21 protein-coding genes are annotated in these 21,910 nt (G+C 60.4%); 7 read left to right on the forward strand and 14 right to left on the reverse strand.

The window, feature by feature from the left end; all coding sequences use genetic code 11:
• The first annotated feature begins 52 nt into the window (after positions 1–52).
• Positions 53–1,213: an integrase core domain-containing protein gene (locus ACYZTZ_RS14125; RefSeq protein ID WP_461997883.1), complete on the forward strand. Its 1,161-nt coding sequence runs from the start codon at positions 53–55 to the stop codon at positions 1,211–1,213.
• A 77-nt stretch (positions 1,214–1,290) separates the two neighbouring features.
• On the opposite strand, the gene ACYZTZ_RS14130 is transcribed toward ACYZTZ_RS14125, so the two are convergent.
• On the reverse strand, positions 1,291–1,911 hold the full coding sequence (locus ACYZTZ_RS14130) for a TetR/AcrR family transcriptional regulator (protein WP_008149783.1): 621 nt from the start codon (positions 1,909–1,911) through the stop codon (positions 1,291–1,293).
• A gap of 140 nt (positions 1,912–2,051) precedes the next feature.
• Between ACYZTZ_RS14130 and copC the strand changes: the two genes are divergently transcribed.
• The 6 genes from copC to ACYZTZ_RS14160 all read left to right on the forward strand — a co-directional run bounded on the left by copC (position 2,052) and on the right by ACYZTZ_RS14160 (position 7,945).
• Positions 2,052–2,417, forward strand: coding sequence for a copper homeostasis periplasmic binding protein CopC (gene copC, locus ACYZTZ_RS14135; RefSeq protein WP_461998644.1), 366 nt, complete (start codon positions 2,052–2,054; stop codon positions 2,415–2,417).
• A 3-nt stretch (positions 2,418–2,420) separates the two neighbouring features.
• The gene (gene copD, locus ACYZTZ_RS14140; protein ID WP_461998645.1) at positions 2,421–3,281 is read left to right on the forward strand and encodes a copper homeostasis membrane protein CopD; all 861 of its coding nucleotides are present in this window, start codon (positions 2,421–2,423) and stop codon (positions 3,279–3,281) included.
• Positions 3,282–3,531: 250 nt separating this feature from the next.
• Entirely contained in the window at positions 3,532–4,830 is a 1,299-nt protein-coding gene (locus ACYZTZ_RS14145; protein ID WP_461998646.1) for an OprD family porin, read from the forward strand.
• Between the two features lie 300 nt (positions 4,831–5,130).
• Positions 5,131–5,955 (forward strand): NAD-dependent epimerase/dehydratase family protein, encoded by an 825-nt coding sequence (locus ACYZTZ_RS14150; protein ID WP_461998647.1) that lies wholly within the window; start codon positions 5,131–5,133, stop codon positions 5,953–5,955.
• A gap of 45 nt (positions 5,956–6,000) precedes the next feature.
• On the forward strand, positions 6,001–6,888 hold the full coding sequence (locus ACYZTZ_RS14155) for an SMP-30/gluconolactonase/LRE family protein (RefSeq protein WP_461998648.1): 888 nt from the start codon (positions 6,001–6,003) through the stop codon (positions 6,886–6,888).
• Between the two features lie 181 nt (positions 6,889–7,069).
• Complete coding sequence (locus ACYZTZ_RS14160) at positions 7,070–7,945, forward strand: aldose 1-epimerase (protein WP_461998649.1); 876 nt, start codon at positions 7,070–7,072, stop codon at positions 7,943–7,945.
• Here ACYZTZ_RS14160 and ACYZTZ_RS14165 read toward each other — a convergent pair.
• The 13 genes from ACYZTZ_RS14165 to pedF form a co-directional block, all read right to left on the reverse strand.
• On the reverse strand, positions 7,930–9,657 hold the full coding sequence (locus tag ACYZTZ_RS14165; protein WP_461998650.1) for a hybrid sensor histidine kinase/response regulator: 1,728 nt from the start codon (positions 9,655–9,657) through the stop codon (positions 7,930–7,932). The genes ACYZTZ_RS14160 and ACYZTZ_RS14165 overlap by 16 nt on opposite strands.
• Positions 9,641–10,804, reverse strand: a complete 1,164-nt coding sequence (gene ercA / locus ACYZTZ_RS14170; protein ID WP_008149766.1) for an alcohol dehydrogenase-like regulatory protein ErcA — start codon at positions 10,802–10,804, stop codon at positions 9,641–9,643. Before ercA ends, ACYZTZ_RS14165 begins: the two co-directional genes overlap by 17 nt.
• A 232-nt stretch (positions 10,805–11,036) precedes the next feature.
• Entirely contained in the window at positions 11,037–12,179 is a 1,143-nt protein-coding gene (gene pqqE, locus ACYZTZ_RS14175; RefSeq protein WP_102616694.1) for a pyrroloquinoline quinone biosynthesis protein PqqE, read from the reverse strand.
• On the reverse strand, positions 12,157–12,429 hold the full coding sequence (pqqD, locus tag ACYZTZ_RS14180; protein ID WP_046048900.1) for a pyrroloquinoline quinone biosynthesis peptide chaperone PqqD: 273 nt from the start codon (positions 12,427–12,429) through the stop codon (positions 12,157–12,159). The genes pqqE and pqqD overlap by 23 nt, the downstream gene beginning before the upstream one ends.
• Entirely contained in the window at positions 12,426–13,178 is a 753-nt protein-coding gene (pqqC, locus tag ACYZTZ_RS14185; protein WP_461998651.1) for a pyrroloquinoline-quinone synthase PqqC, read from the reverse strand. Before pqqC ends, pqqD begins: the two co-directional genes overlap by 4 nt.
• A 127-nt stretch (positions 13,179–13,305) precedes the next feature.
• Complete coding sequence (gene pqqB / locus ACYZTZ_RS14190; RefSeq protein WP_461998652.1) at positions 13,306–14,220, reverse strand: pyrroloquinoline quinone biosynthesis protein PqqB; 915 nt, start codon at positions 14,218–14,220, stop codon at positions 13,306–13,308.
• 55 nt (positions 14,221–14,275) lie between these two features.
• Complete coding sequence (gene pqqA, locus ACYZTZ_RS14195) at positions 14,276–14,347, reverse strand: pyrroloquinoline quinone precursor peptide PqqA (RefSeq protein ID WP_003253598.1); 72 nt, start codon at positions 14,345–14,347, stop codon at positions 14,276–14,278.
• 256 nt (positions 14,348–14,603) lie between these two features.
• The gene (exaC, locus tag ACYZTZ_RS14200) at positions 14,604–16,124 is read right to left on the reverse strand and encodes an acetaldehyde dehydrogenase ExaC (RefSeq protein ID WP_056741730.1); all 1,521 of its coding nucleotides are present in this window, start codon (positions 16,122–16,124) and stop codon (positions 14,604–14,606) included.
• A 249-nt stretch (positions 16,125–16,373) separates the two neighbouring features.
• Positions 16,374–18,149: a PQQ-dependent methanol/ethanol family dehydrogenase gene (locus ACYZTZ_RS14205; RefSeq protein ID WP_461998653.1), complete on the reverse strand. Its 1,776-nt coding sequence runs from the start codon at positions 18,147–18,149 to the stop codon at positions 16,374–16,376.
• Positions 18,150–18,425: 276 nt separating this feature from the next.
• Positions 18,426–19,364: a quinoprotein relay system zinc metallohydrolase 1 gene (locus ACYZTZ_RS14210; RefSeq protein ID WP_461998654.1), complete on the reverse strand. Its 939-nt coding sequence runs from the start codon at positions 19,362–19,364 to the stop codon at positions 18,426–18,428.
• A gap of 16 nt (positions 19,365–19,380) precedes the next feature.
• Entirely contained in the window at positions 19,381–20,142 is a 762-nt protein-coding gene (locus ACYZTZ_RS14215) for a quinoprotein dehydrogenase-associated SoxYZ-like carrier (RefSeq protein ID WP_056741727.1), read from the reverse strand.
• Positions 20,142–21,017 (reverse strand): substrate-binding periplasmic protein, encoded by an 876-nt coding sequence (locus ACYZTZ_RS14220; RefSeq protein WP_461998655.1) that lies wholly within the window; start codon positions 21,015–21,017, stop codon positions 20,142–20,144. The genes ACYZTZ_RS14215 and ACYZTZ_RS14220 overlap by 1 nt, the downstream gene beginning before the upstream one ends.
• Before the next feature lie 3 nt (positions 21,018–21,020).
• Positions 21,021–21,482, reverse strand: coding sequence for a cytochrome c-550 PedF (gene pedF, locus ACYZTZ_RS14225; RefSeq protein WP_046048908.1), 462 nt, complete (start codon positions 21,480–21,482; stop codon positions 21,021–21,023).
• Between the last annotated feature and the right edge of the window lie 428 nt (positions 21,483–21,910).

Consider the following 21,910-nt stretch of genomic DNA (forward strand, 5'->3'; position numbering starts at 1 on the left):
GAGACCGGGGACATGGTTTACAGGTATCAATCATGGTCAGGAGGTACTGACCATGCCCTGGAATCGAGAGTCCCCGATGGATCAGCGAGTGAAATTAATCCATGACTGGCTTAGCGGCAGTTACAGCAAGAGCCAACTGAGTCGGCGATATGGCATTAGCCGTCCGACGGTCGATAAGTGGCTTGATCGGTATGCAAGCTGCGGCGTAGATGGCTTGAAAGAGCGCTCGCGAAAACCGCTGAGCTGTCCGCACCAAACCCCCGATGAAATCATTGCCACGTTGCTTGCGAAGAAAAGCGAGCACCCGGATCGCGGGCCGAAGCAACTGATCCAGCGTCTGCGCAATGCGCAGCCGCAGATCGCTTGGCCGGCCGCCAGCACCGCTGGAGAGTGGCTGAAAAAGGCCGGTCTGGTGATTCCTCGACGGCTGCACCCACCCCGTCCGCATGGGCCGGTGCATCTGCGTCAGGCCGACGAGCCCAATCAAACCTGGTGCGCCGATTACAAAGGACAATTCAAAACCCAGGACGGCCGCTGGTGCTATCCGCTGACCATCACCGACCATGCCAGTCGCTATCTTCTGGCGTGCCGGGCGCTTCCCAGCACCCACGGTGAACCTACGCGTCAGGGCTTCGAGTGGGCGTTCCGGGAGTTCGGCATGCCTGATGTGATCCGCACCGATAACGGCGCTCCGTTTGCATCGACAGGCTTGGCCCGCCTCTCCAAGCTGTCCGTCTGGTTCATCAGGCATGGTGTCCACCCCGAAACAATCAAGCCGGGACGCCCGGATCAGAACGGTCGGCATGAACGCATGCACCGCACGCTAAAGGCTGCCGTTCTCAGGCCGCCGGCGGAAAATCTGCTGCGTCAGCAGCTTGCCTTTGAGGACTTCGTACAGGATTTCAATCACGCACGGCCTCATACGGCGCTGGAGATGAAGACGCCAGCGGGTATCTATCGCCCGTCACTCAGACCTTATCCAGGCTATTTGCCGGCGATCGAATACGGAGCCGACGTCGAAGTACGGCGGGTGCGCAAGAATGGTGAGATCAAGTGGCAAGGGGCCCTGATCTTTCTGGGCGAGGCGCTGATCGACGAGCACGTCGCGCTGAAGGAGGTGGCTGATGGCGTGTGGGAGTTGTACCTTTGCTCTTTCCCTTTAGGCAGGCTTGAACGCGGTGCCAAACGCGTATCAAGCCTGTTAAATGTGTAAACGATGTACCCGGTCAAATGTGTAAAGGATGTACCGGTCTCTACAGTGAGGGGTGGCTCTCAAGAACACCGATATTCTCAAGGCTCCAACCCGATCCCCCGCAAAATCACACTCGTCACCGTCTGCACCGCCCGCTCGAACTGCATGTCCGACAACGGCTGATGGTCATTCAGAATATTCACCTGATGATCAAAGTCGGCGTAATGCTGGGTCGATGCCCAGATCATGTACAACAGACTCGAAGGTTCCACCGGCAGGATGCGTTTGTCGTCCACCCACTGGCGAATTTTCGCTTCTTTCATCTTGGCCCAGTCATACAGACTGACGTCCAGTTTCTCACCCAGAGTCGGCGCACCATGAATGATTTCGTTGGCCCAGACTTTGGAGCCATAAGGCCGGCTGCGGGAGTGGTTCATCTTGGCGCGGATGTAGCTGCTCAGCACCACGCGCGGGTCGTCGAACATCTCGAAGCACAGGGCATCCTGTTTCCACACTTCCAGCAAACCCAACAGCACGGCGCTGTACAGCTCACTCTTGGTGCTGAAGTAGTAATGCAGGTTGGAGCGCGGCAGTTGCACTTCGGCGGCGATGTCGGCCATGGCGGTGCCGCCGAAACCTTTTTCGGCGAACACCTTTTCGGCCCCCAACAGAATTTTCTCGACGTTACTGCGACGAATCTCGATCTTGTGATTGCCCATGAGGGCTCCCTGACAACAGCGTTGATCAAGACTAGCATCCGCTCTATCTCGCGGCGACAAGGGAAAACGAAACTTCGTACAGCCAGCGTCTCGCAGGTAAACTAACCGCCTCTTCGAATCCGCCTCAGAGGTATTCCACGATGCTGCTCAAGAAAACCCTGACCACCGTCGCCCTGCTCGGCTCGTTGTTCGCCGCTTCATCAGTGTTTGCCCACGCCCATCTGAAAAGCCAGACCCCGGCCGCCGACAGCACGGTGAGCGCGCCGTCGGAACTGCGCCTGGTGTTTTCCGAAGGCGTTGAAGCGACCTTTTCCAAAGTCACGATCAGCAAGGACGGCGTCCCCGTACCGGTGAAGAGCCTCGCCACCGAAGGCAGCGACAAGAAAACCCTGATCGTCACCCCGGCCGCACCGTTGGCAGCGGGCGCTTACAAAGTCGAATGGCACGCGGTGTCGGTCGATACCCACAAAAGCGAAGGTGCCTATAGCTTCAAGGTTGGCCAGTAATTCATGACGAGCGCGATGGTGCTGTGCCGCTTTCTGCATTTCACCGTCGTGCTGATGCTGTTCGGGGCGTGGGTGTTCAGGCCTCTGCTGGTCAATGGCGACGCTGGACATCTGGATCAGCGATTGGCCAGAACAAGCCGCTGGCTGGCTGCGGTAGCCTTGGTCACTGGCGTTAGCTGGTTGCTGCTGATCACCGCCAGCATGGCCGGTTCGTGGGACGCGGCATTCGATCCGTCGACCCTGCGACTGGTGCTGGGCAATACATTTTTCGGCCAGGTCTGGCGCTGGCACTTGCTGCTCGATGCGTTGTTGGTCGCGCTGCTGATGACGCCCTTGCGTTCAAACCTGCCTCTACGAATCGGCCTCGCCAGCCTGCTGCTGGCCACCCTCGCCCCGGTCGGCCACGGTGCCATGCTCGACGGCCTCAACGGCCAATTGCTGATCCTCAATCAAATCATTCACCTGACCTGCGTCGGCGCCTGGCTCGGTGGCTTGATGTTGTTGGTGATGATCCTGCGGCAGCCGGCAGAGCATTCCATCAAAGCAACATTGCAACGCTTCAGCGGCGTTGGTTACGTGTTGGTGGCGGGGTTGGTGATGACCGGACTGATCAATGTTCGGGTACTCACCGGGCAGTTCTGGCCGACGCCGTTGCTATCAGGGTTTGCGCTGATTCTGTTGATCAAGGTTGTGCTGGTCGCCGCGATGCTGGGATTGGCACTGTTCAATCGGCTGCGGATCAACGACTGCGAGCAACGTCTGACTGCTCTGAAAAGCAGCGTCATCTTCGAATGGTTGCTGGGGATGGGAGCGGTGGCTGCCGTTTCTTTACTCGGCACGATGCCGCCGATGATCGTGAGCTAAAACACAAATCCCTGTGGGAGCGAGCCTGCTCGCGATGACGGTAGAACAGACACCACTGTAGTGAATGTCAGACCGCTATCGCGAGCAGGCTCACTCCCACAGGGGTTCTTCGACATACCATAAAACCGAGTCAAGTCATCGTACAACTTCTGATTGACATTCCCCGTAACACTTGCAAATAATCCGCCCCGATGTTGTACGACGACGTATAACAAAAAATAAAAACAACAAGAAACACGGGAGCGTCACTGTGAGCAAGCTCGTCCGCAATTCCTCCGTCTGCACCCCTCGCCCATCTTTCGCACGCCGTCACACCCTGAGCCTGATCGGTTGCAGCAGCCTGGCCCTTGCCCTACCCATGACCAGTCATGCCGAAGGTTTCGTCGATGACGCCAAAGCCACGCTGAACCTGCGCAACTTCTACATCAACCGCAACTTCACGAACCCGGCCTACCCGCAGGGCAAGGCTGAAGAGTGGACGCAAAGCTTCATCCTCGATGCCAAATCCGGATTCACCCAGGGCCCCGTCGGTTTCGGCATGGATGTGCTGGGCCTGTACTCGGAAAAACTCGACGGCGGCAAAGGCACGGGCGGCACCTCGTTGCTGCCGATTCATGACGACGGCCGCCCGGCCGACAATTTCGGGCGCCTGGGTGTGGCGCTGAAAGGTAAAGTCTCGAAAACCGAATTGAAGGTCGGCGAATGGATGCCGGTGTTGCCGATCCTGCGCTCCGACGACGGTCGCTCCCTGCCGCAAACCTTCCGCGGTGGTCAGGTGACGTCCACCGAGATCAGTGGCCTGACGCTCTACGGCGGCCAGTTCCGCGCCAACAGCCCGCGCAACGATGCGAGCATGGAAGACATGTTCATGAACGGCAAATCAGCGGCATTCACCTCGGACCGTTTCAACTTTGGCGGCGGTGAATATGCGTTCAACGAAAAGCGCACCCAGGTCGGCGTCTGGTACGCACAGCTCAGCGACATTTATCAGCAGCAGTATTTCAACCTGAGCCACAGCCAGCCCATCGGCGACTGGACCCTCGGCGCCAACCTTGGCTACTTTATCGGCAAGGAAGACGGCAGCGCCCTGGCGGGCGACCTCGACAACAAAACCGCGTTCGCCATGCTCTCGGCCAAATACGGCGGCAACACCTTCTTTGTCGGCCTGCAAAAACTGACCGGCGACGATGTCTGGATGCGGGTCAACGGCACCAGCGGCGGCACCCTGGCCAACGACAGCTACAACTCCAGCTACGACAACGCCAAGGAAAGATCCTGGCAGCTGCGCCACGACTACAATTTTGTGGCGCTCGGCATTCCCGGCCTGACGATGATGAACCGCTACATCAGCGGCGATAACGTGCACACAGGCACCATCACCGACGGCAAGGAATGGGGCCGCGAATCAGAACTGGCTTACACCGTGCAGAGCGGCGCGCTGAAGAACCTCAACGTCAAATGGCGTAACGCGTCGATCCGCAAGGACTTCAGCACCAATGAATTCGACGAAAACCGCATTATCATCAACTACCCGATCTCGTTGCTGTAAGCCGGATCTTTGTAGCAGCTGGCGAAGCCTGCGTTCGGTTCGGGCCGCGTTCGGACGAAGCAGTCGTAAAATCAGCCGACGCGGTGCATCAGGAAAATTACGTGTGCAGGGTTTACGACTGCTTCGCCGCCGAACTCAGGCTTCGCCAGCTGCTACATCGATCGCGGGGCAACCAGACCCTTCGTCAATTTCAATTGATGTGTCGTTGACAACAACCAGACAGGCTAACGATACTTCGACCCAGTCGTACGACAACCTACAACAAATTCAATAACAATGACTGCTTGTTCAGGGACTTCCATGACCATCACAACTAACGCCCGCGCTCCTTTCAATCGTCTCCTCCTGACCGGTGCCGCCGGTGGCCTCGGCAAAGTCCTGCGCGAACGCTTACGGCCCTACGCCAATGTGATTCGCCTGTCGGACATCGCCGATATTGCCCCGGCCATCGATGACCGTGAAGAAGTGGTGCCCTGCGACCTGGCAGACAAGCAAGCAGTCCATCAGCTGGTTGAAGGCGTAGACGCGATCCTGCACTTTGGTGGCGTATCGACGGAGCACTCGTTCGAAGAGATCCTCGGCGCCAACATCTGCGGCGTGTTCCACATCTATGAAGCCGCTCGCCGCCATGGCGTGAAGCGGGTGATTTTCGCCAGTTCCAACCACGTGATCGGCTTCTATAAGCAGGATGAAGTCATCGACGCCCACTCCCCTCGCCGCCCGGACAGCTACTACGGCTTGTCCAAGTCCTACGGCGAAGACATCGCCAGTTTCTACTTCGATCGCTACGGCATCGAAACCGTCAGCGTGCGCATCGGCTCCTCGTTTGCGGAACCACTCAACCGTCGAATGATGAGCACCTGGTTGAGCTTCGGCGACCTGACTCAATTGCTCGAATGCGCGCTGTACGCCCCCAATGTCGGCCACACCGTGGTCTACGGCATGTCCGACAACAAGAACGTCTGGTGGGACAACCGTTTCGCCACCTGCCTGGGTTATGCACCTCAGGACAGCTCTGAAGTGTTCCGCGAAAAAGTCGAAGCCCAACCGATGCCGGCCGCTGATGACCCGGCACGGGTCTACCAGGGGGGTGCGTTTGTCGCGTCCGGCCCGTTCGGCGACTGAATCTCACTTGATCCCAACAACAAAAAACCGAGGGGCTGAGTTGTCATGCAAGCCGAATTGATTGTCGATGCCCGTAACGCGGTCGGTGAATGCCCGGTCTGGGTCCCCGAGGAAAACGCCCTGTATTGGGTAGATATTCCGGCCGGCGGACTTCAGCGCTGGAGCGCCGAAACCGGCCATGTCCACGCCTGGAAAGCGCCGGAGATGCTCGCTTGCATTGCACGTCACAGCGATGGCGGCTGGGTTGCCGGGATGGAAAGCGGGTTCTTTCATCTGCACCCGCATAACGATGGCAGCCTCGACAGCAACCTCCTGGCTCCGGTCGAACACGCCCGCACAGATATGCGCCTGAACGATGGTCGCTGCGATCGTCAGGGGCGCTTCTGGGCCGGCAGCATGGTGCTGAACATGGGCGCCAACGCTGCCGACGGCACGCTTTATCGCTACAGCGCCGGGCAACGCGGGCCACTCGAGGCGCAACTCAGCGGGTTTATCGTGCCCAACGGCCTGGGTTTCAGCCCGGACGGGCGAACGATGTACCTGTCTGACTCTCATCCTCTGGTCCAGCAAATCTGGGCCTTTGATTACGACATCGACAGCGGCACGCCGTCCAACCGGCGGCTGTTTGTCGACATGCATCAATTCCCTGGTCGTCCCGATGGCGCAGCGGTCGATGCCGAAGGCGGCTACTGGATTTGCGCCAATGACGCCGGGCTGATTCACCGTTTCACGCCCGACGGCCGGCTGGACCGTTCCCTCGCCGTGCCGGTGAAAAAACCGAGCATGTGCGCCTTCGGCGGCAGTCGCCTGGACACACTGTTCGTGACCTCGATCCGCCCCGGTGACGACCATGACGAACAGTCGCTGGCCGGCGGTGTGTTCGCCCTCAATCCCGGGGTGAAAGGTTTGCCGGAGCCGTTGTTCCAGGGATGAACCAGGTCCCCATGTAGCAGCTGCCGAAGGCTGCGTTCGGCTGCGCAGCAGTCGTCAATCCGGTGAATGCGGTTTCCTGATACACCGCGCAGTAAGGTTTTACGACTGCTTCGCAGCCGAACGCAGGCTTCGCCAGCTGCTACAAGGCTCAGCGGTGTTCTCACATCAGAGCTCAATTGAAATGACGCCAGCGTTGCTTAACCTCGAAGACGAATTCACCCATCTCACCCTCGCCCCGCAACTCGGTGGCAGCATCGTCAACTGGAGCGTGCGCGGCACGGGTCTGCCGCTGTTGCGCCACAGCGATGCTCACGCGCTGAACACCGGTCTGCCCGGCAAACTCGGCTATTTCCCCTTGGCGCCGTGGTCGAACCGAATTTCCGAAGGCGGCTTTGAATGCCCCGAGGGCTGGCTGGCACTGACACCCAACAGCCTCACCGATCCCATGCCGATTCACGGCAGCGCCTGGCAGCAACCGTGGCAGGTGGTTTCGCAGACGCGCGATGAAATCGTCCTGCAACTCGACAGCACCACGCCCTTCACCTATCGCGCCCGGCAACGATTCCATTTGAGCGACGGCAAGCTGAGCCTTGATCTCAAGGTCACCCATCTGGCCGAAAGCCCTGCCTGGCATGGGCTCGGTTTGCATCCTTACTTCCCGCGTACCACGGGCACCCAGTTGCAGGCGCAAGCCCGGCAGGTCTGGTTGTGTGACGAGACCAAACTGCCGACACACCTCAGCCCCTTGCCGGCCGAATGGGATTTCCAGTCGCTCAAGGCGCTGCCCGACACATTGGTCGACAACGGTTTCTGCGAATGGGACGGCCACTGCCTGATCCGCCAGCCAGCGTTGGGCTATGAGCTGGAATGCCGCGCCACGGGCAGCGATTACTTCCTGCTCTACTGCCCGGTGGGCCTGGATTTTTTCTGTATCGAACCGGTGAGCCACCCGGTCAACGCGCATCACCTGCCCGGTCGACCGGGGTTGCGATTGCTGGCGCAAGGCGAGTCAGCCGAGCTCGGTTTCAGCCTGCACTATCGCTACCCCAGCAACTGACTGAGCACCGCACGCAACTTGCCGGGTTTCACCGGTTTGTTCAGCAGCGGTGCGTCGAGTCTCTGCAATGAGCGCCGACATTGATCCGTGCGGTCTGCGGTGATGATGACCGCAGGAATCACCTGGTGGTAATGCTCACGCAAATGCCTGACCACATCACAGCCCACCACCCCGTGATCGAGGTGGTAGTCCGCCAGAATCAGTTCCGGCGGTCGCCCCTGCAAGGCTGCCAGTGCGGAGAATTCATCGGTGGCCGTGACCACCTCGCAACCCCATTGCCCGAGCAGCGCGCTCATGCTTTCGAGGATGCTCACTTCGTTGTCCAGCACCAGCAAACGCCGGCCTGGCAGTGGATTGCCGGTGCCGGGTTGTGGTGCCGCCAGGCTGATCGGCAGCGGAATCTCATGGGAAATCGGCACGTCGATGCTGAACATCGAACCGCGCCCCGGCAACGAATGAACCCCGACTTTATAGCCGAGGATCTTGGCGATGCGCTCAACGATGGCTAGCCCAAGGCCCACACCCTTGCGGTCGGCGGCGCGGCCGACGTCCAGTTGGTTGAACTCGAGGAAAATCGAATCCAGTCGGTCCGCCGCGATCCCGCGCCCAGTGTCCCAGACTTCCAGGCGCAGCATTTCACCCCGGCGTCTGGCCCCCAGCAGGATGCTGCCCTCGTCGGTGTAGCGGCAGGCGTTGCTGAGGAAGTTGCGCAGGATCCGCGTCATCAGGCGCAAGTCGGTGCTGATGGCGTAATCGCCCATGTGCACCCGCAGGTTCAACCCTTCAGCCTGGGCCACTGACTGGAACTCCGACACCAGCGGCGCGAGCAATTCATCGAGACGGTACAGCGCAATGTCCGGTTTGACCGCCGCCTGATCGAGCCGGGAAATATCCAGCAAATCGGTGAGCAAATCTTCCGCCCCTTCCAGCGCCTGGTGCGTACGCTCCACCAGCACTTGCTCGACGTCAGGCAGCTTGCGCTCGCGCAGGGTCGAGATCAGCAAACGCGCGGCGTTGAGCGGTTGCAACAGGTCATGACTGGCGGCGGCGAGGTATTTGTCCTTGCTGCGATTGGCGGCCTCAGCGGCGTCCCGGGCATCGCGCAAGGCTTGGGCGATCTGTTTACGCTGGGTGATCTGCTGTTGCAGGTTGCGGTTGGCTTCCAGCAACTCGTCGGTGCGCGCGGTGACGCGCTGTTCCAGTTCGTCGTTGAGTTGCTGCAGGCGCTGCTGGGCGAGTTTGCGTTCGGTGATGTCGGCGACAAACCCTTCCACCAGCCCTTCCTGATCGGGCTTGAGCAACAGGTTCATCAGCACATCAAGGCTGCTGCCATCCTTGCGCCGCAATTGGGTTTCGTAGCCATGCAGGCTGCCCTGGTGCCTGAGGATTTCGCCAATATTTTCCAGTTCCTGTGCACCACCGACAAACAGGTTGCTCGCCAGATCCGCCAGGGAAAACAGCACTTCCTGGGGATTGTCGTAGCCGAGCATCCGCGCCAGTCCCGGATTGGCGGCGCGCATGCCTTCCAGGAGGCTGGCCTGAAAGATGCCGTGGACCGCGTTCTCAAACAGCCATTTATAGCGATTGCGCTCGGTTTCCAGCTCGTCGAGGCGCGCGGCCAGTTCCGGGTAATGACTCTTGCGCGCCGAGTGGCTGCCTAATCCCAGTAACCCTGCCAGCGCCCGTTGCTGTTCGTCAGAGGGCTTCGCCATAGACGACCTCGACATCACGCTGACTGGACTCGCGCGGGTTGGTCAGGATGCACGGATCGTGCATGGCGTGTTGCGACAGGAACGGAATGTCCGCAGTGCTGACCCCGTGCAGTCCCAGGGTTTCGTGGAAGCCGATCGCATGTTTCAACGCGATCAAATGCTCGACCAGACGCCCGCAAATCTGCCGGTGATTGAGGCCCCGGCAATCGATGCCAAAGGTCTCGGCGATCACCTTGAAGCGCTCGGGTGCGGAGCTGTAGTTGAACGCCACCACGTGTTCCACCAGCACCGCGTTGCATAAACCGTGCGGCAGATCGAGAAAACCGCCCAGGCTGTGGGACATGGCATGCACCGCGCCGAGGATCGCGTTGGAGAACGCCAGCCCGGCCTGCATGCTGCCGAGCATGATTTTCTCGCGCAGGGCGATGTCGTTGGGGTTGGCGATCATCTGCACCAGGTTGCCGTTGATCAGGCGCATCGCCTCCAGTGCATGGGGATCGGTCAACGGCCCGTGACCGGTGGAAACAAACGCTTCGATGGCATGCACCAACGCATCGATGCCGGTACAGGCCGACAGGAACGGGTCCATGCTCAACGTGGTTTCCGGGTCGATCAACGACACGTCCGGCACCACCGCCTTACTGACGATGGAAAACTTCATGCGTTCTTGCTGGTTGGAGATGATCACGAATTGCGAGACATCGGCCGAGGTCCCGGCGGTGGTCGGAATCAGGATCAGCGGCGGGCTCGGGACACGGATGGTGTCCACGCCTTCGAATTCGAGGATGCTGCGACCATGGGCAACGACAATGCCGATGCCTTTGCCGCAATCCATCGGGCTGCCCCCACCGACGGCCACGATCACATCGCAATGATTTTCCCGGTACAGATCGGCACCGAGCATCACTTCTTCGACCCGCGGGTTGGGCGAGACCGCGCTGTACAGGACGTATTCGATGCCCTGGGCTTGCAGGCTGGCCTCGACGTCGGCCACCCAACCGGCGGCAATCACACCGGGATCACTGACCAGCAGGACCTTGCGGGCACCAAAGGTTTTGGCGCAATTGCCGACGTTGTGCCGACAGCCGGCACCAAAGATGATTTCAGGCGAAACGAATTTACGCAGTTGACTAAGACTCTGGCTCATTGGAAAGCCTGTTTTTATTGTTTTGGAAGGTAACGTCCACACTAAAGCATCCGGCTGTGAATGCAATCAGACCAATGGGTAGCAGTCAGACTCTGAATTCACCGGAATACCCCTGTGGGAGCGAGCCTGCTCGCGATGGCTATCTTCCAGTCACCATTGATGTTGCCTGACACTCCGTCATCGCGAGCAAGCTCGCTCCCACAGGGGATTTGCGTCGGACGCACATCTTGATTCATCCGCGGTAGATCAGTCGCGAAGCCTTCTCGTTACGCAACGTCAGGTGTTCCATGCCTAGCCCCGGTGCCTCGGCTTCCTCGCGGGCCTTGAGAATCACACCGTGGTGCGGTGACTTGCTGCACACCGGGTCCGCGTTGGCGGCGTCGCCGGTCAGCATGAATGCCTGGCAGCGGCAGCCACCCAGGTCCTTGTGCTTTTCATCGCAGGAGCGGCACGGCTCCTTCATCCAGTCATCGCCACGAAAGCGATTGAAACCGAAAGAATCAGTCCAGATGTGCTCGATACTGTGCTCGCGCACATTGGGAAACTGCACCGGCAACTGTCGGGCGCTATGGCAAGGTAACGCCGTGCCGTCGGGGGTGATGTCGAGAAACAGATTGGCCCAGCCGTTCATGCAGGTCTTGGGGCGTTCTTCGTAGTAATCCGGGGTGACGAAGATCAGCTTGCACGGGTGGCCTTGCGCTTCAAGACGCTCACGATATTCGTTGGTGATGCGCTCGGCACGCTGCAATTGCTCACGAGTGGGCAACAGGCCAACCCGGTTGAGTTCGGCCCAGCCGTAGAACTGACACGTCGCCAATTCGACGAAATCCGCTTCCAGTTCCAGGCACAAATCGATGATCTGCGCGATCTGGTCGATGTTGTGCCGATGGGTGACGAAGTTCAGCACCATCGGATAGCCCTGGGCCTTTACCGCCCGGGCCATCGCCAGTTTCTGCGCGAAGGCTTTGCGCGAGCCGGCGAGCATGTTGTTCACCGCTTCGTCCGCGGCCTGGAAGCTGATCTGGATATGGTCCAGCCCCGCGACCTTGAAATCGCGCACTTTCTGCTCGGTCAGGCCGATGCCCGAGGTGATCAGGTTGGTGTAGTAACCCATGTCCCGGGCGGCCTTGATCAATTCGGCCAGGTCTTGGCGAACTAACGGTTCACCGCCGGAAAAACCCAGTTGCGCGGCGCCCATCTCCCGGGCCTCGCGGAACACCCGGATCCATTCTTCGGTGCTCAACTCTTCGCCTGATTGGGCAAAGTCCAGCGGGTTGGAGCAATACGGGCATTGCAGCGGGCAACGGTAGGTCAGCTCCGCCAACAGCCACAGCGGCGGACCCGGACGCGAGTCACTCGATCCAGAATTGAGCATGGGCCACCTCCAGAAATGCCAGCACGTCTTCGTCGATCCCCGGTACGCCGGGGAAACTCTCAGACAGTCGATCAATGATCGCCGCAACACTGCGCTGGCCGTCCACCAGATCGAGGATCTGCCCGGCACTGGTGTTGAGTTTGATCATGCCTTCGGGGTACAGCAGCACGTGACAGTCCTGACGAGGTTCCCATTGCAGGCGAAAACCCTGGCGCAGCGACGGTGATTGCTCGCGGTTGATCAGGCTCACAGGGCAATCCCCCGATGCCAGACCTGCTCCGTGGTGACGCTGTGATACGGCGGGCGTTCCAGCTCGTAGGCCATGCTCATGGCGTCGAGCATGCTCCACAGCACGTCGAGCTTGAATTGGAGGATTTCCAGCATGCGTTGCTGGCCTTCGACCGTGACGTAGTGCGCCAGAGTGATGCGCAAACCATGCTCGACATCCCGTCGCGCCTGACTCAGGCGATTACGGAAATAGTCGTAACCGCCGACGTTGATCCACGGGTAATGGGTTGGCCAGGCATCGAGCCGGGATTGGTGGATCTGTGGCGCAAACAGTTCGGTCAGCGAACTGCTGGCGGCTTCCTGCCAACAGGCGCGACGGGCGAAATTAACGTAGGCGTCGACGGCGAAACGGACACCGGGCAGCACCAATTCCTGTGAAAGGATTTGCTCGCGATCCAGCCCCACCGCTTCGCCCAGCCGCAGCCAGGCTTCGATCCCGCCTTCGCTGCCGGGTGCACCGTCGTGATCGAGGATTCGTTGCAGCCATTCCCGGCGCACGTCGCGGTCCGGGCAGTTGGCGAGAATCGCTGCGTCCTTCAGGGGGATGTTCACCTGGTAGTAGAAGCGATTGGCGACCCAGCCTTGAATCTGCTCGCGGGTTGATCGGCCGGCGTACATGGCTTGGTGGAACGGATGGTGGATGTGGTAGTAGGCGCCTTTGGCGCGCAGGGCCGCTTCGAATTCGGCGGGGGACATTGGGGTGTCAGTCATTGCGGTTCTCCTGGAAGCTTTGCTGTGTCTGGTCTGGCCTCATCGCGAGCAAGCTCGCTCCCACAGGGGACTCAAGTTCGCAACAGATCCACTGTGGGAGCGAGCTTGCTCGCGATGAGGCCATCCGCTACAGCTCAATACTCATGCCGTCAAACGCCACTTCGATCCCGCGCCGCTCCAGCAACGCCCGCTCGGCCGAGTCTTCATCGAGGATCGGGTTGGTGTTGTTGATGTGGATCAGCACCTTGCGCTGGCGGAGGAAGCCTTCAAGGATGTCGATCATTCCGCCAGGGCCGCTTTGCGACAGGTGACCCATTTCACTGCCCAGGTTCTGGCCGACTTCGCAGACTCGCATCTCGTCGTCGCGCCACAAGGTGCCGTCCAGCAACAGGCAATCGGCGCGTTGCATCCAGCTCAGCACCTCGTCGTCGACTTGTCCCAGGCCCGGCGCGTAGAACAGCGAAGCACCGCTGCGCCGGTCTTCGATAAACAAGCCGATGGTGTCGCCCGGTTGCGGATTGCCGCGATTGGGCGAGTACGGCGGTGCGTTACTGACCAAGGGGATTGCGCGAAATCGCAGGTGCGCGCAAGCCGGAATGCTGAAGGGCTCGCGGTCCAGTCCGACCGGTTGCCACTGCAACCCGCCGTTCCAATGCTTGAGCATGGTGAACAAGGGGAAGCCGCTGCTCAGGTCTTCATGGACCCGTTCGGTGCACCAGACCGAATGCGGGCAGCCTTCGCGCAGACTCAACAGGCCGGTGCAGTGATCGATCTGGCTGTCCAGCAGGACGACGCCGGCAATCGCCGTGTCACGCACCCGGCGCGCCGGTTGCAGCGGCGCGAAACTCTCGAGTTGCGCGCGAATGTCCGGTGAAGCATTGCACAGCACCCAATCCACACCGTTGTCGCTCAGGGCAATCGAGGACTGGGTGCGCCGTTGGGCCCGCAGGCTGCCATTGCGCATCGCGGCGCACTGGCGGCAGTTGCAATTCCATTGCGGAAAACCACCGCCAGCGGCGGATCCGAGAACGCGAATGTGCATGGGCAATGCTCCAGAAGGCAGGCCCGGCCAACGCAACAGCTGGCCGGGTGAACAATCAGCGGTTGGCGAAATACATCGTCACTTCGAAGCCAATGCGCAGATCGGTAAACGCGGGTTTAGTCCACATGGGTCAATCCTCTTCTTATGCCGGACGATTCCGGTAAAGCCATTAATGCACGAGGGGCCAGGCACCCAAATGCTACTTTCGAACGAGGTGGCGGCGTGCATTGGTAGGGGGTGCGCGCGGTTTTCCGATACACACAAAACCAATGTGGGAGCGGGCTTGCTCGCGAAGGCGGCGTCACATCCAACACATTGGTTGACTGACAGACCGCTTTCGCGAGCAAGCCCGCTCCCACAGGGTTTGCGGTGTGCTTACGGAGTTAGAAGAACCCCATCGGATTGATGTCGTAGCTCACCAGCAGGTTTTTGGTCTGCTGATAGTGGTCGAGCATCATCTTGTGGTTTTCACGGCCGACACCGGATTTCTTGTAGCCACCAAACGCGGCGTGGGCCGGGTACAGGTGGTAGCAGTTGGTCCACACGCGCCCGGCCTTGATCGCCCGGCCCATGCGGTAGGCACGGTTGATGTCGCGGGTCCACAGACCGGCGCCGAGGCCGAACTCGCTGTCGTTGGCAATCGCCAGGGCTTCGGCTTCGTCCTTGAAGGTGGTGATACCCACCACCGGGCCGAAGATTTCTTCCTGGAACACGCGCATTTTGTTGTGGCCCTTGAGCAGGGTCGGTTGGATGTAATAACCCGTCGACAAGTCGCCCTCAAGACGCTCGGCCGCGCCGCCGGTGAGCAGCTCCGCGCCCTCTTCCTGGGCAATTTTCAGGTACGAGAGGATCTTGTCGTATTGCTGCTCGGACGCCTGGGCGCCGACCATGGTTTCGGTGTCCAGCGGGTTGCCGCGCTTGATCTTGACGATCTTCTGCATCACCACTTTCATGAAGTCGTCGTAGATCGACTCCTGCACCAGCGCTCGCGATGGACAGGTGCAGACTTCGCCCTGGTTGAAGAACGCCAGCACCAAACCTTCGGCGGCTTTCTCGATGAACTGCGGCTCGGCTTGCATGATGTCTTCGAAGAAGATGTTCGGCGACTTGCCGCCCAGTTCGACAGTGCTCGGAATGATGTTCTCGGCCGCGCATTTCATGATGTGCGCGCCAATCGGGGTGGAACCGGTGAAGGCGATCTTGGCGATGCGCTTGCTGGTGGCCAGCGCCTCACCGGCTTCGCGACCGAAGCCCTGAACGATGTTCAGCACGCCGGGTGGCAGCAAGTCGGCGATCAACTCAGCGAAGACCATGATCGACAGCGGCGTCTGCTCGGCGGGTTTGAGGACCACGCAGTTACCGGCTGCGAGGGCCGGGGCGAGTTTCCACGCGGCCATCAGCAGCGGGAAGTTCCACGGAATGATCTGTCCGACCACGCCCAGCGGCTCGTGGAAATGATAGGCGGTGGTCAGCTCATTGATCTCGGCGGCACCGCCCTCTTGAGCGCGGATGCACCCGGCGAAGTAACGGAAATGGTCGGCAGCCAGTGGCACGTCGGCGTTGAGGGTTTCGCGCACGGCTTTGCCGTTGTCCCAGGTTTCGGTGACGGCGAGGATTTCCAGATTTTGTTCGATGCGGTCGGCGATTTTCAGCAGCACCAGGGAGCGGTCCTGCGCCGATGTCTTGCCCCAGGCGTCCGCCGCGGCATGCGCTGCGTCGAGGGCTTTTTCGATGTCGGCGGCGCTGGAGCGAGGGAATTCGGCGATCACTTCACCGTTGACCGGCGAAGAGTTGGTGAAGTACTCACCATTGACCGGGGCGACGAACTCGCCGCCGATGAAATTGCCGTAGCGCGGTTTAAACGTAACGACGGCGCCAGGTGTACCAGGTTGTGCGTAGATCATGGTGGGCCTCTGTCTGGGTCGATGCCTGTCGGGCAAACAGGCGATGAACCGATAGTAGAGAGCCCTGCGCGTCAGACGAATGCGCCGTTGGCAGGAGGACTCTCGTTATTTGGTAGTAGATTTGCCCACATCCAATGTGGGAGCGGGCTTGCTCGCGAAGGCGTCCATTCAGTCAGAACAGCTGTGACTGACACACCGCTTTCGCGAGCAAGCCCGCTCCCACAGGGTTATGCGGCGTATTCAGGTTGATCAGTGCTTGGCGACCAGGTCTTTCGGCAGCTTGAAGGTCCAGAGCATGCCGCCCTGGTTGAAGTCCTTGATGCGCTTGGCCACTTCGCCGCCCCACAGCGGTACGGCGCCGCCCCAGCCGGAGAGAACCGAGACGTACTGTTCGCCGTCCATTTCCCAGGTCACAGGCGAGCCGAGTACGCCGGAGCCGGTCTGGAATTCCCAGACTTTCTCGCCGGTCTTGGCATTGAACGCTTGGAGGAAACCTTCCGGCGTACCGGTGAACACCAGATTGCCCTTGGTGGTCAGCACGCCACCCCACAGCGGCGCGTAGTTCTTGTGGCGCCAGACTTCCTTGCCGGTTTTCGGGTCGATGGCGCGCAGCACGCCGATGTAGTCTTCATTCAATGGCTTGATGGTGAAACCGGCACCGAGGAACGCCGCGCCTTTCTTGTAGGCGATGCCTTCGTTCCAGATGTCCATGCCCCATTCGTTGGACGGCACATAGAACAATCCGGTGTCCTTGTTGTAGGCCATCGGCATCCAGTTTTTCGCGCCGAGGAACGCCGGGGCTACGAATACCGAACTGCCTTTGGCTTCGGTGCCGGGCGCGCCTGGGCGGCTGGCTTCGTTGTAGATCGGCCGACCGTCTTTATCCAGGCCGGTAGCCCAAGTGATCTTGTCCACGAACGGGAAGCCGCGAATGAATTTGCCGTTGGTGCGGTCCAGCACGTAGAAGAAACCGTTACGGTCAGCGGTCGCGGCGGCTTTGATCTCTTTGCCGCCTTCGGTGTAGTTGAACGAGACCAGCTCGTTTACGCCGTCATAGTCCCAGCCGTCGTGAGGCGTGCTCTGGAAGTGCCACTTGATGGTGCCGTCATCCGGATTGAGCGCCAGACGCGACGACGAGTAGAGGTTGTCGCCAGGACGCAGGTGCGAGTTCCACGGCGCCGGGTTGCCGGTGCCGAACAGCAGCAGATTGGTTTCCGGGTCGTAGTAACCGCCTAGCCAAGGGGCGGCGCCGCCGGTTTTCCAGAGGTCACCGGGCCAGGTCTTGCCGGCTTCACCGCCGGAGATGCCGTTCTCTATCGCTTTGCCATCCTTGTAGGTGTAGCCCATGTGGCCTTCGACGGTTGGACGGGTCCACAACAGGTCGCCGTTTTTCGGGTCGTAAGCTTCGATCTTGCCAACCACCCCGAACTCGCCACCGGCGACGCCGGTAATCAGTTTGCCGTTGATCACCAATGGCGCGGCGCTGATCGAATAGCCTTCCTTGTGGTCGGCAACTTTCTTGCTCCAGACGACTTTGCCGGTGTCTTTGTTCAGGGCCACGAGCTTGGCGTCGAGGGTACCGAAAATCACCAGGTCGCCGTACAGCGCGACACCACGGTTGATCACGTCGCAGCAAGGGCGGATGTCATCGGGCAGGCGCGCATCGTATTGCCAGAGTTTCTTGCCGGTGCGCGCATCCACCGCAAACACCCGTGAGTAGGAACCGGTCATGTACATGACGCCGTCCTTGATCATCGGCTGTGCTTGCTGACCGCGTTGTTTTTCACCGCCGAAGGAGAACGCCCAGACCGGCCGCAAGTCCTTCACGTTGTTGACGTTGAGCGTATCCAGCGGACTGTAGCGTTGACCCTGGACGCCCAAACCGTTGGTGACGATCTGCCCCGGGTTCTTGGGGTCCTGGAGGATGTCTTGATCAGTGACGCCGGCCAATGCCGAGCCAGACAACAGCATGGCACTGAGCAGCACGCTCAAGACGAAGGGTTGGCGACGTGCGGGTTGGGTCATGACGGCTACCTCTGCAGTTTTTTGTTATACCCGGGAAATTTTCCCGGTCTGGTGCAGATTCTTGGGCGCCGCCGCCCTTGGAACAATTGCCCGCAGTGCTGAAATTGCTAGTTCCTTAGTACCGGGTCGGAGGAGATGACACATCAGATGTGTTGATCGGCATTGGACCCCTGTGGGAGCGAGCCTGCTCGCGATGAGGCCCTCACATTCAGCATTGATGTCGGCTGATACACCGCCATCGCGAGCAAGCTCGCTCCCACAGGGGTTTTGTGTTGGTCATTTGCTCGCGGCGGAATCGACACGGGGCATTTGTGCGCGCTCGTAACGCGGGTACAGATGGCTGACGCTACGGATCAACTCGTAACGGCTCAGAGTAATCCCCGCAAACCGTTCGGGAATGGGGCTGCGGATCATCTCGGCCATATCACTGCCATTGGCGGCGCCATCGCGCATCAACTGGTCGAGCCAGCTGAGGTAGTCGCGCATTTGCTCGAACGGCTGCTGATCGCTGGCCACCGGTCCATGGCCGGGGACGATCAGCGTCCACGGCAAGCCTTGCAAGGTGGCGATGTCCGCCAGCCACACCGCCAGCCCCGGACTGTTGGGCGTGGTCAGCGCCCGTTGGTAAAACACCAGGTCCCCGGCAAACAGCACGCCGGTTTTCTGGTCGAGAATAGCCAGATCCGCGCCCGTGTGCCCACCCAGGCCCAGCAGACGTAGATCGTGATTCCCAAAACTTTGCACGCCGGGCGTCAGCGTCCGGGTCGGCAACACCACTTCGGTGCCGCGCATCCAGTCGCCCACCAGGCGATACATGTTCTCGGCCATGGCGTCGCCCTGCTGCTGCAACAGCTCGGTGGTGCCGGCCAGCGCACCGATCGGCACGTCACTGAAAGCCTGGTTACCGAGCACATGATCAGGATGATGATGGGTCAGCAGCACCTCGATCACCGGTTTGTCGGTGGTTGCGGCAATCGCCTTGCGCATCGCTTCGCCGTAGCGTTTCGACGGTCCGGTGTCGATCACCACCACGCCGCGTTCGGTGACGATGAACGCGGTGTTGACGATGTTGCCTCCGTTGGCCTTGGCGAAATTATCGGTGCTGCCTTCCAGCAGCCAGGTGTCTTCTGCGATCTGCCGGGGCTTGAGTGTGTATTCAAGATCCGCCAAGGCCGGCAGGCTCAAACCGAGGAACAACAGCAGCATCCAGCGCATCACGCGCTCCTTTGGGTCAGGGTATGGCCGCATCGAATTGATTGCCGCTGTTGTCGCGCAGCATCAGGCGCGTCTGCCCTGCTCCTTCGATGTCGAAGGCCAGGTTGGGGTTTTCGCTGACGGCGGGAAACAACTCAAGACGGGCCAACAGCTGATCGTTCTGATCCCGCAGTTCGGCATGGTTGATGAAGAATTCCGGGATGCCGCTGACCATGCCGTTGTCCATCGGGTGCGCCACCTGCAAGCGCACGCGACTGAACTCGCCCCGGGGATAACGACCGCCCAGCACTTCGCCGATGTGCTCTTCCCAGCCCGGTTGAGTGCGCACCACACTCGGCGCCGTGCAACCACCGCCGGCTGCATCGATCAGCGTCGAGCCGACATGCCACAACCCATCACGGGTCAGCACTGCCGCACGCAACGGCGTGGCCTGTTCGATACGGATGCGAATCGACAGCCACGGCAGCACCCGGTCCAGCGGCTGAAAATCGACAATTTTCGGCAGAGGGTTGAGTTCAGCCCAGGCGAGGATTTTCACCACCTCGCCCTTGAACGCTCGCGCGTCGATTTCCAGCGGCACTTGCCGGGCGTCTTCGGCGAAGGGCGGCGCCAACAGCTTGACCCGATCGTCGAACACGAACGGCGCATCGCCGAGCATTTGCTTGTGATAGAAGGCCCACATCACCGACGGCACCGGGTCTTTTCCCGGGTCGATGTCCACGGCGTGCGCGGCGATGGGTAACCAACAGGCCAATAGACAACCCGCTCGCCAGTTCACTATTGATACATCTCGGGCACGTCATAGCGCAGGCCGTAATGCCCATAAATGGTTTTGACCGAGCCATCACGGATCAAGGCTTCCAGCGCCTCTTCCACGGCATAGGCCAGTTGACGGTTGCTTTCGTGCACCGCCATGCCGATCTCCCACAGCTGCTTGCCCATGTTCGGGTAGGCGTTTTCCGCCAGCGCCACTTGCGGGTCCGCCGCTTCATGCACTTGCCAGTCGATCTCGCCACGCATGGCCATGACCGCGTCGACTTCACCGGCCTTCATGGCAGCGAACGCTTGAGGCACACCGGGATAGTGATGGGTTTTGGCGGCGAGCATGCCGCTGAACACCGAGGTCAGGTAGAACGACGGCACGCTGTCGACTTCGACGCCGATCGGGTGGTGCTCGAACACGGCGACGCTGCCCACCGACTCCAGCCGGCGGCGGTCATAGGCAACCTGCCATTGTTCGTTCTGGTACGGCCCGAACATCACCACATGGCCGTTTTCCAGCTCACCCAGTTCATTGCGTTTCTGCGCGTAATCGCGGTCGTACGGCACGCGCATCATCAGGTCGGCCAGTTGCAGATCGTGCAACTGACTGGCACGCCAGATGTAATCGCGCAGGTCATCGTCGAGTTTCTCGCCGGCCGGCGCCCAAATCAAAGTGAGCCGCACGCCGAGGGCCTTGGCCAACGCTTCGGCGAGTTCGACATCAACGCCACGGGCCTGGCCGGCGTCTTCGAAACTGTAGGGGGCGAAGTCCTTGTAGACCGCCACTTTCAGTTCCCTGGCGGCGATCATTTCATCATAGGTACGGACCTGCGCCTGCACTGCCTGGCAGCACAGCAACACAGCACTGATCAACACAGCGAGCAGGCGCATGGGTTATTCCTCGACGTGAACGCTGTCCAGATAGGTGCGTACCGCCCACAAAGCTTCCTGGCTCAGGTAGTCGGCCATCTTCGGCATGTAGACCCGCCCGTCACGCACGGCGCCATGGCGCACGCGTTCGACGAACCACTCATCACCGGCATCAGCGACATCGAGCAGGCGCAAATCGGGGGCGATACCGCCGGATTTGGCTTCCAGGCCATGGCAGGCCGCACAGTTCTGGTTGTACGCCGAGGAGCCGATTTCCAGGGCCTTATCATGTTCCGGCGAAGTGCGGTAAGGGTTCACCGATGCCCAACCATCGGCATCGACCTTGACGCCTGCGTCCTTGATCGGGGTCAGGCCCGGGGTGGCGACAGCCTGGGGGACCACGTTGCCGTGGGCCCAGACCGAACCTGCACTGATAAAGCCGGCCAGCAGTCCGGCAACGAGTAAGGCGTTGCGTTTTGTTTTCATTGTTATGCCCTCTTGATTGCACGCAAAACCTCTGTGAAGAGGCTATGGCACCCATCTTAGGAAGGGCTTCGCACAAGCCCCATGCTGCTTTGGTGGTCGCCGTCTAGTTCCTTGGTAGTAGGGCTTGTGGCGCACACCTGAATCAGGTGCCTGCGGGAATTCTTCCCGGCCAAAAGAAGCAGACAGATCAAAAGATCGCAGCCTTCGGCAGCTCCTACAGTTGATCGGTGTACACCCACCACTCAACAGGCCGAGCGTTAGCTCGCCTGCAGCTTTTGATGTTGACGCACTGCCCCCTCGAGAGGCCGAGCGCAGGTTCTGCGCAGTGGGCAACCCGGCATGGATGCCGGGTTAGCCGCCCCCGGCCATGGATGGCCGATGGCGGCGAGCCCACGGAGCAGGACCGGAGCGAGGGCATGCCGAGCCAC

Source organism: Pseudomonas sp. LB3P58 (assembly GCF_054897895.1).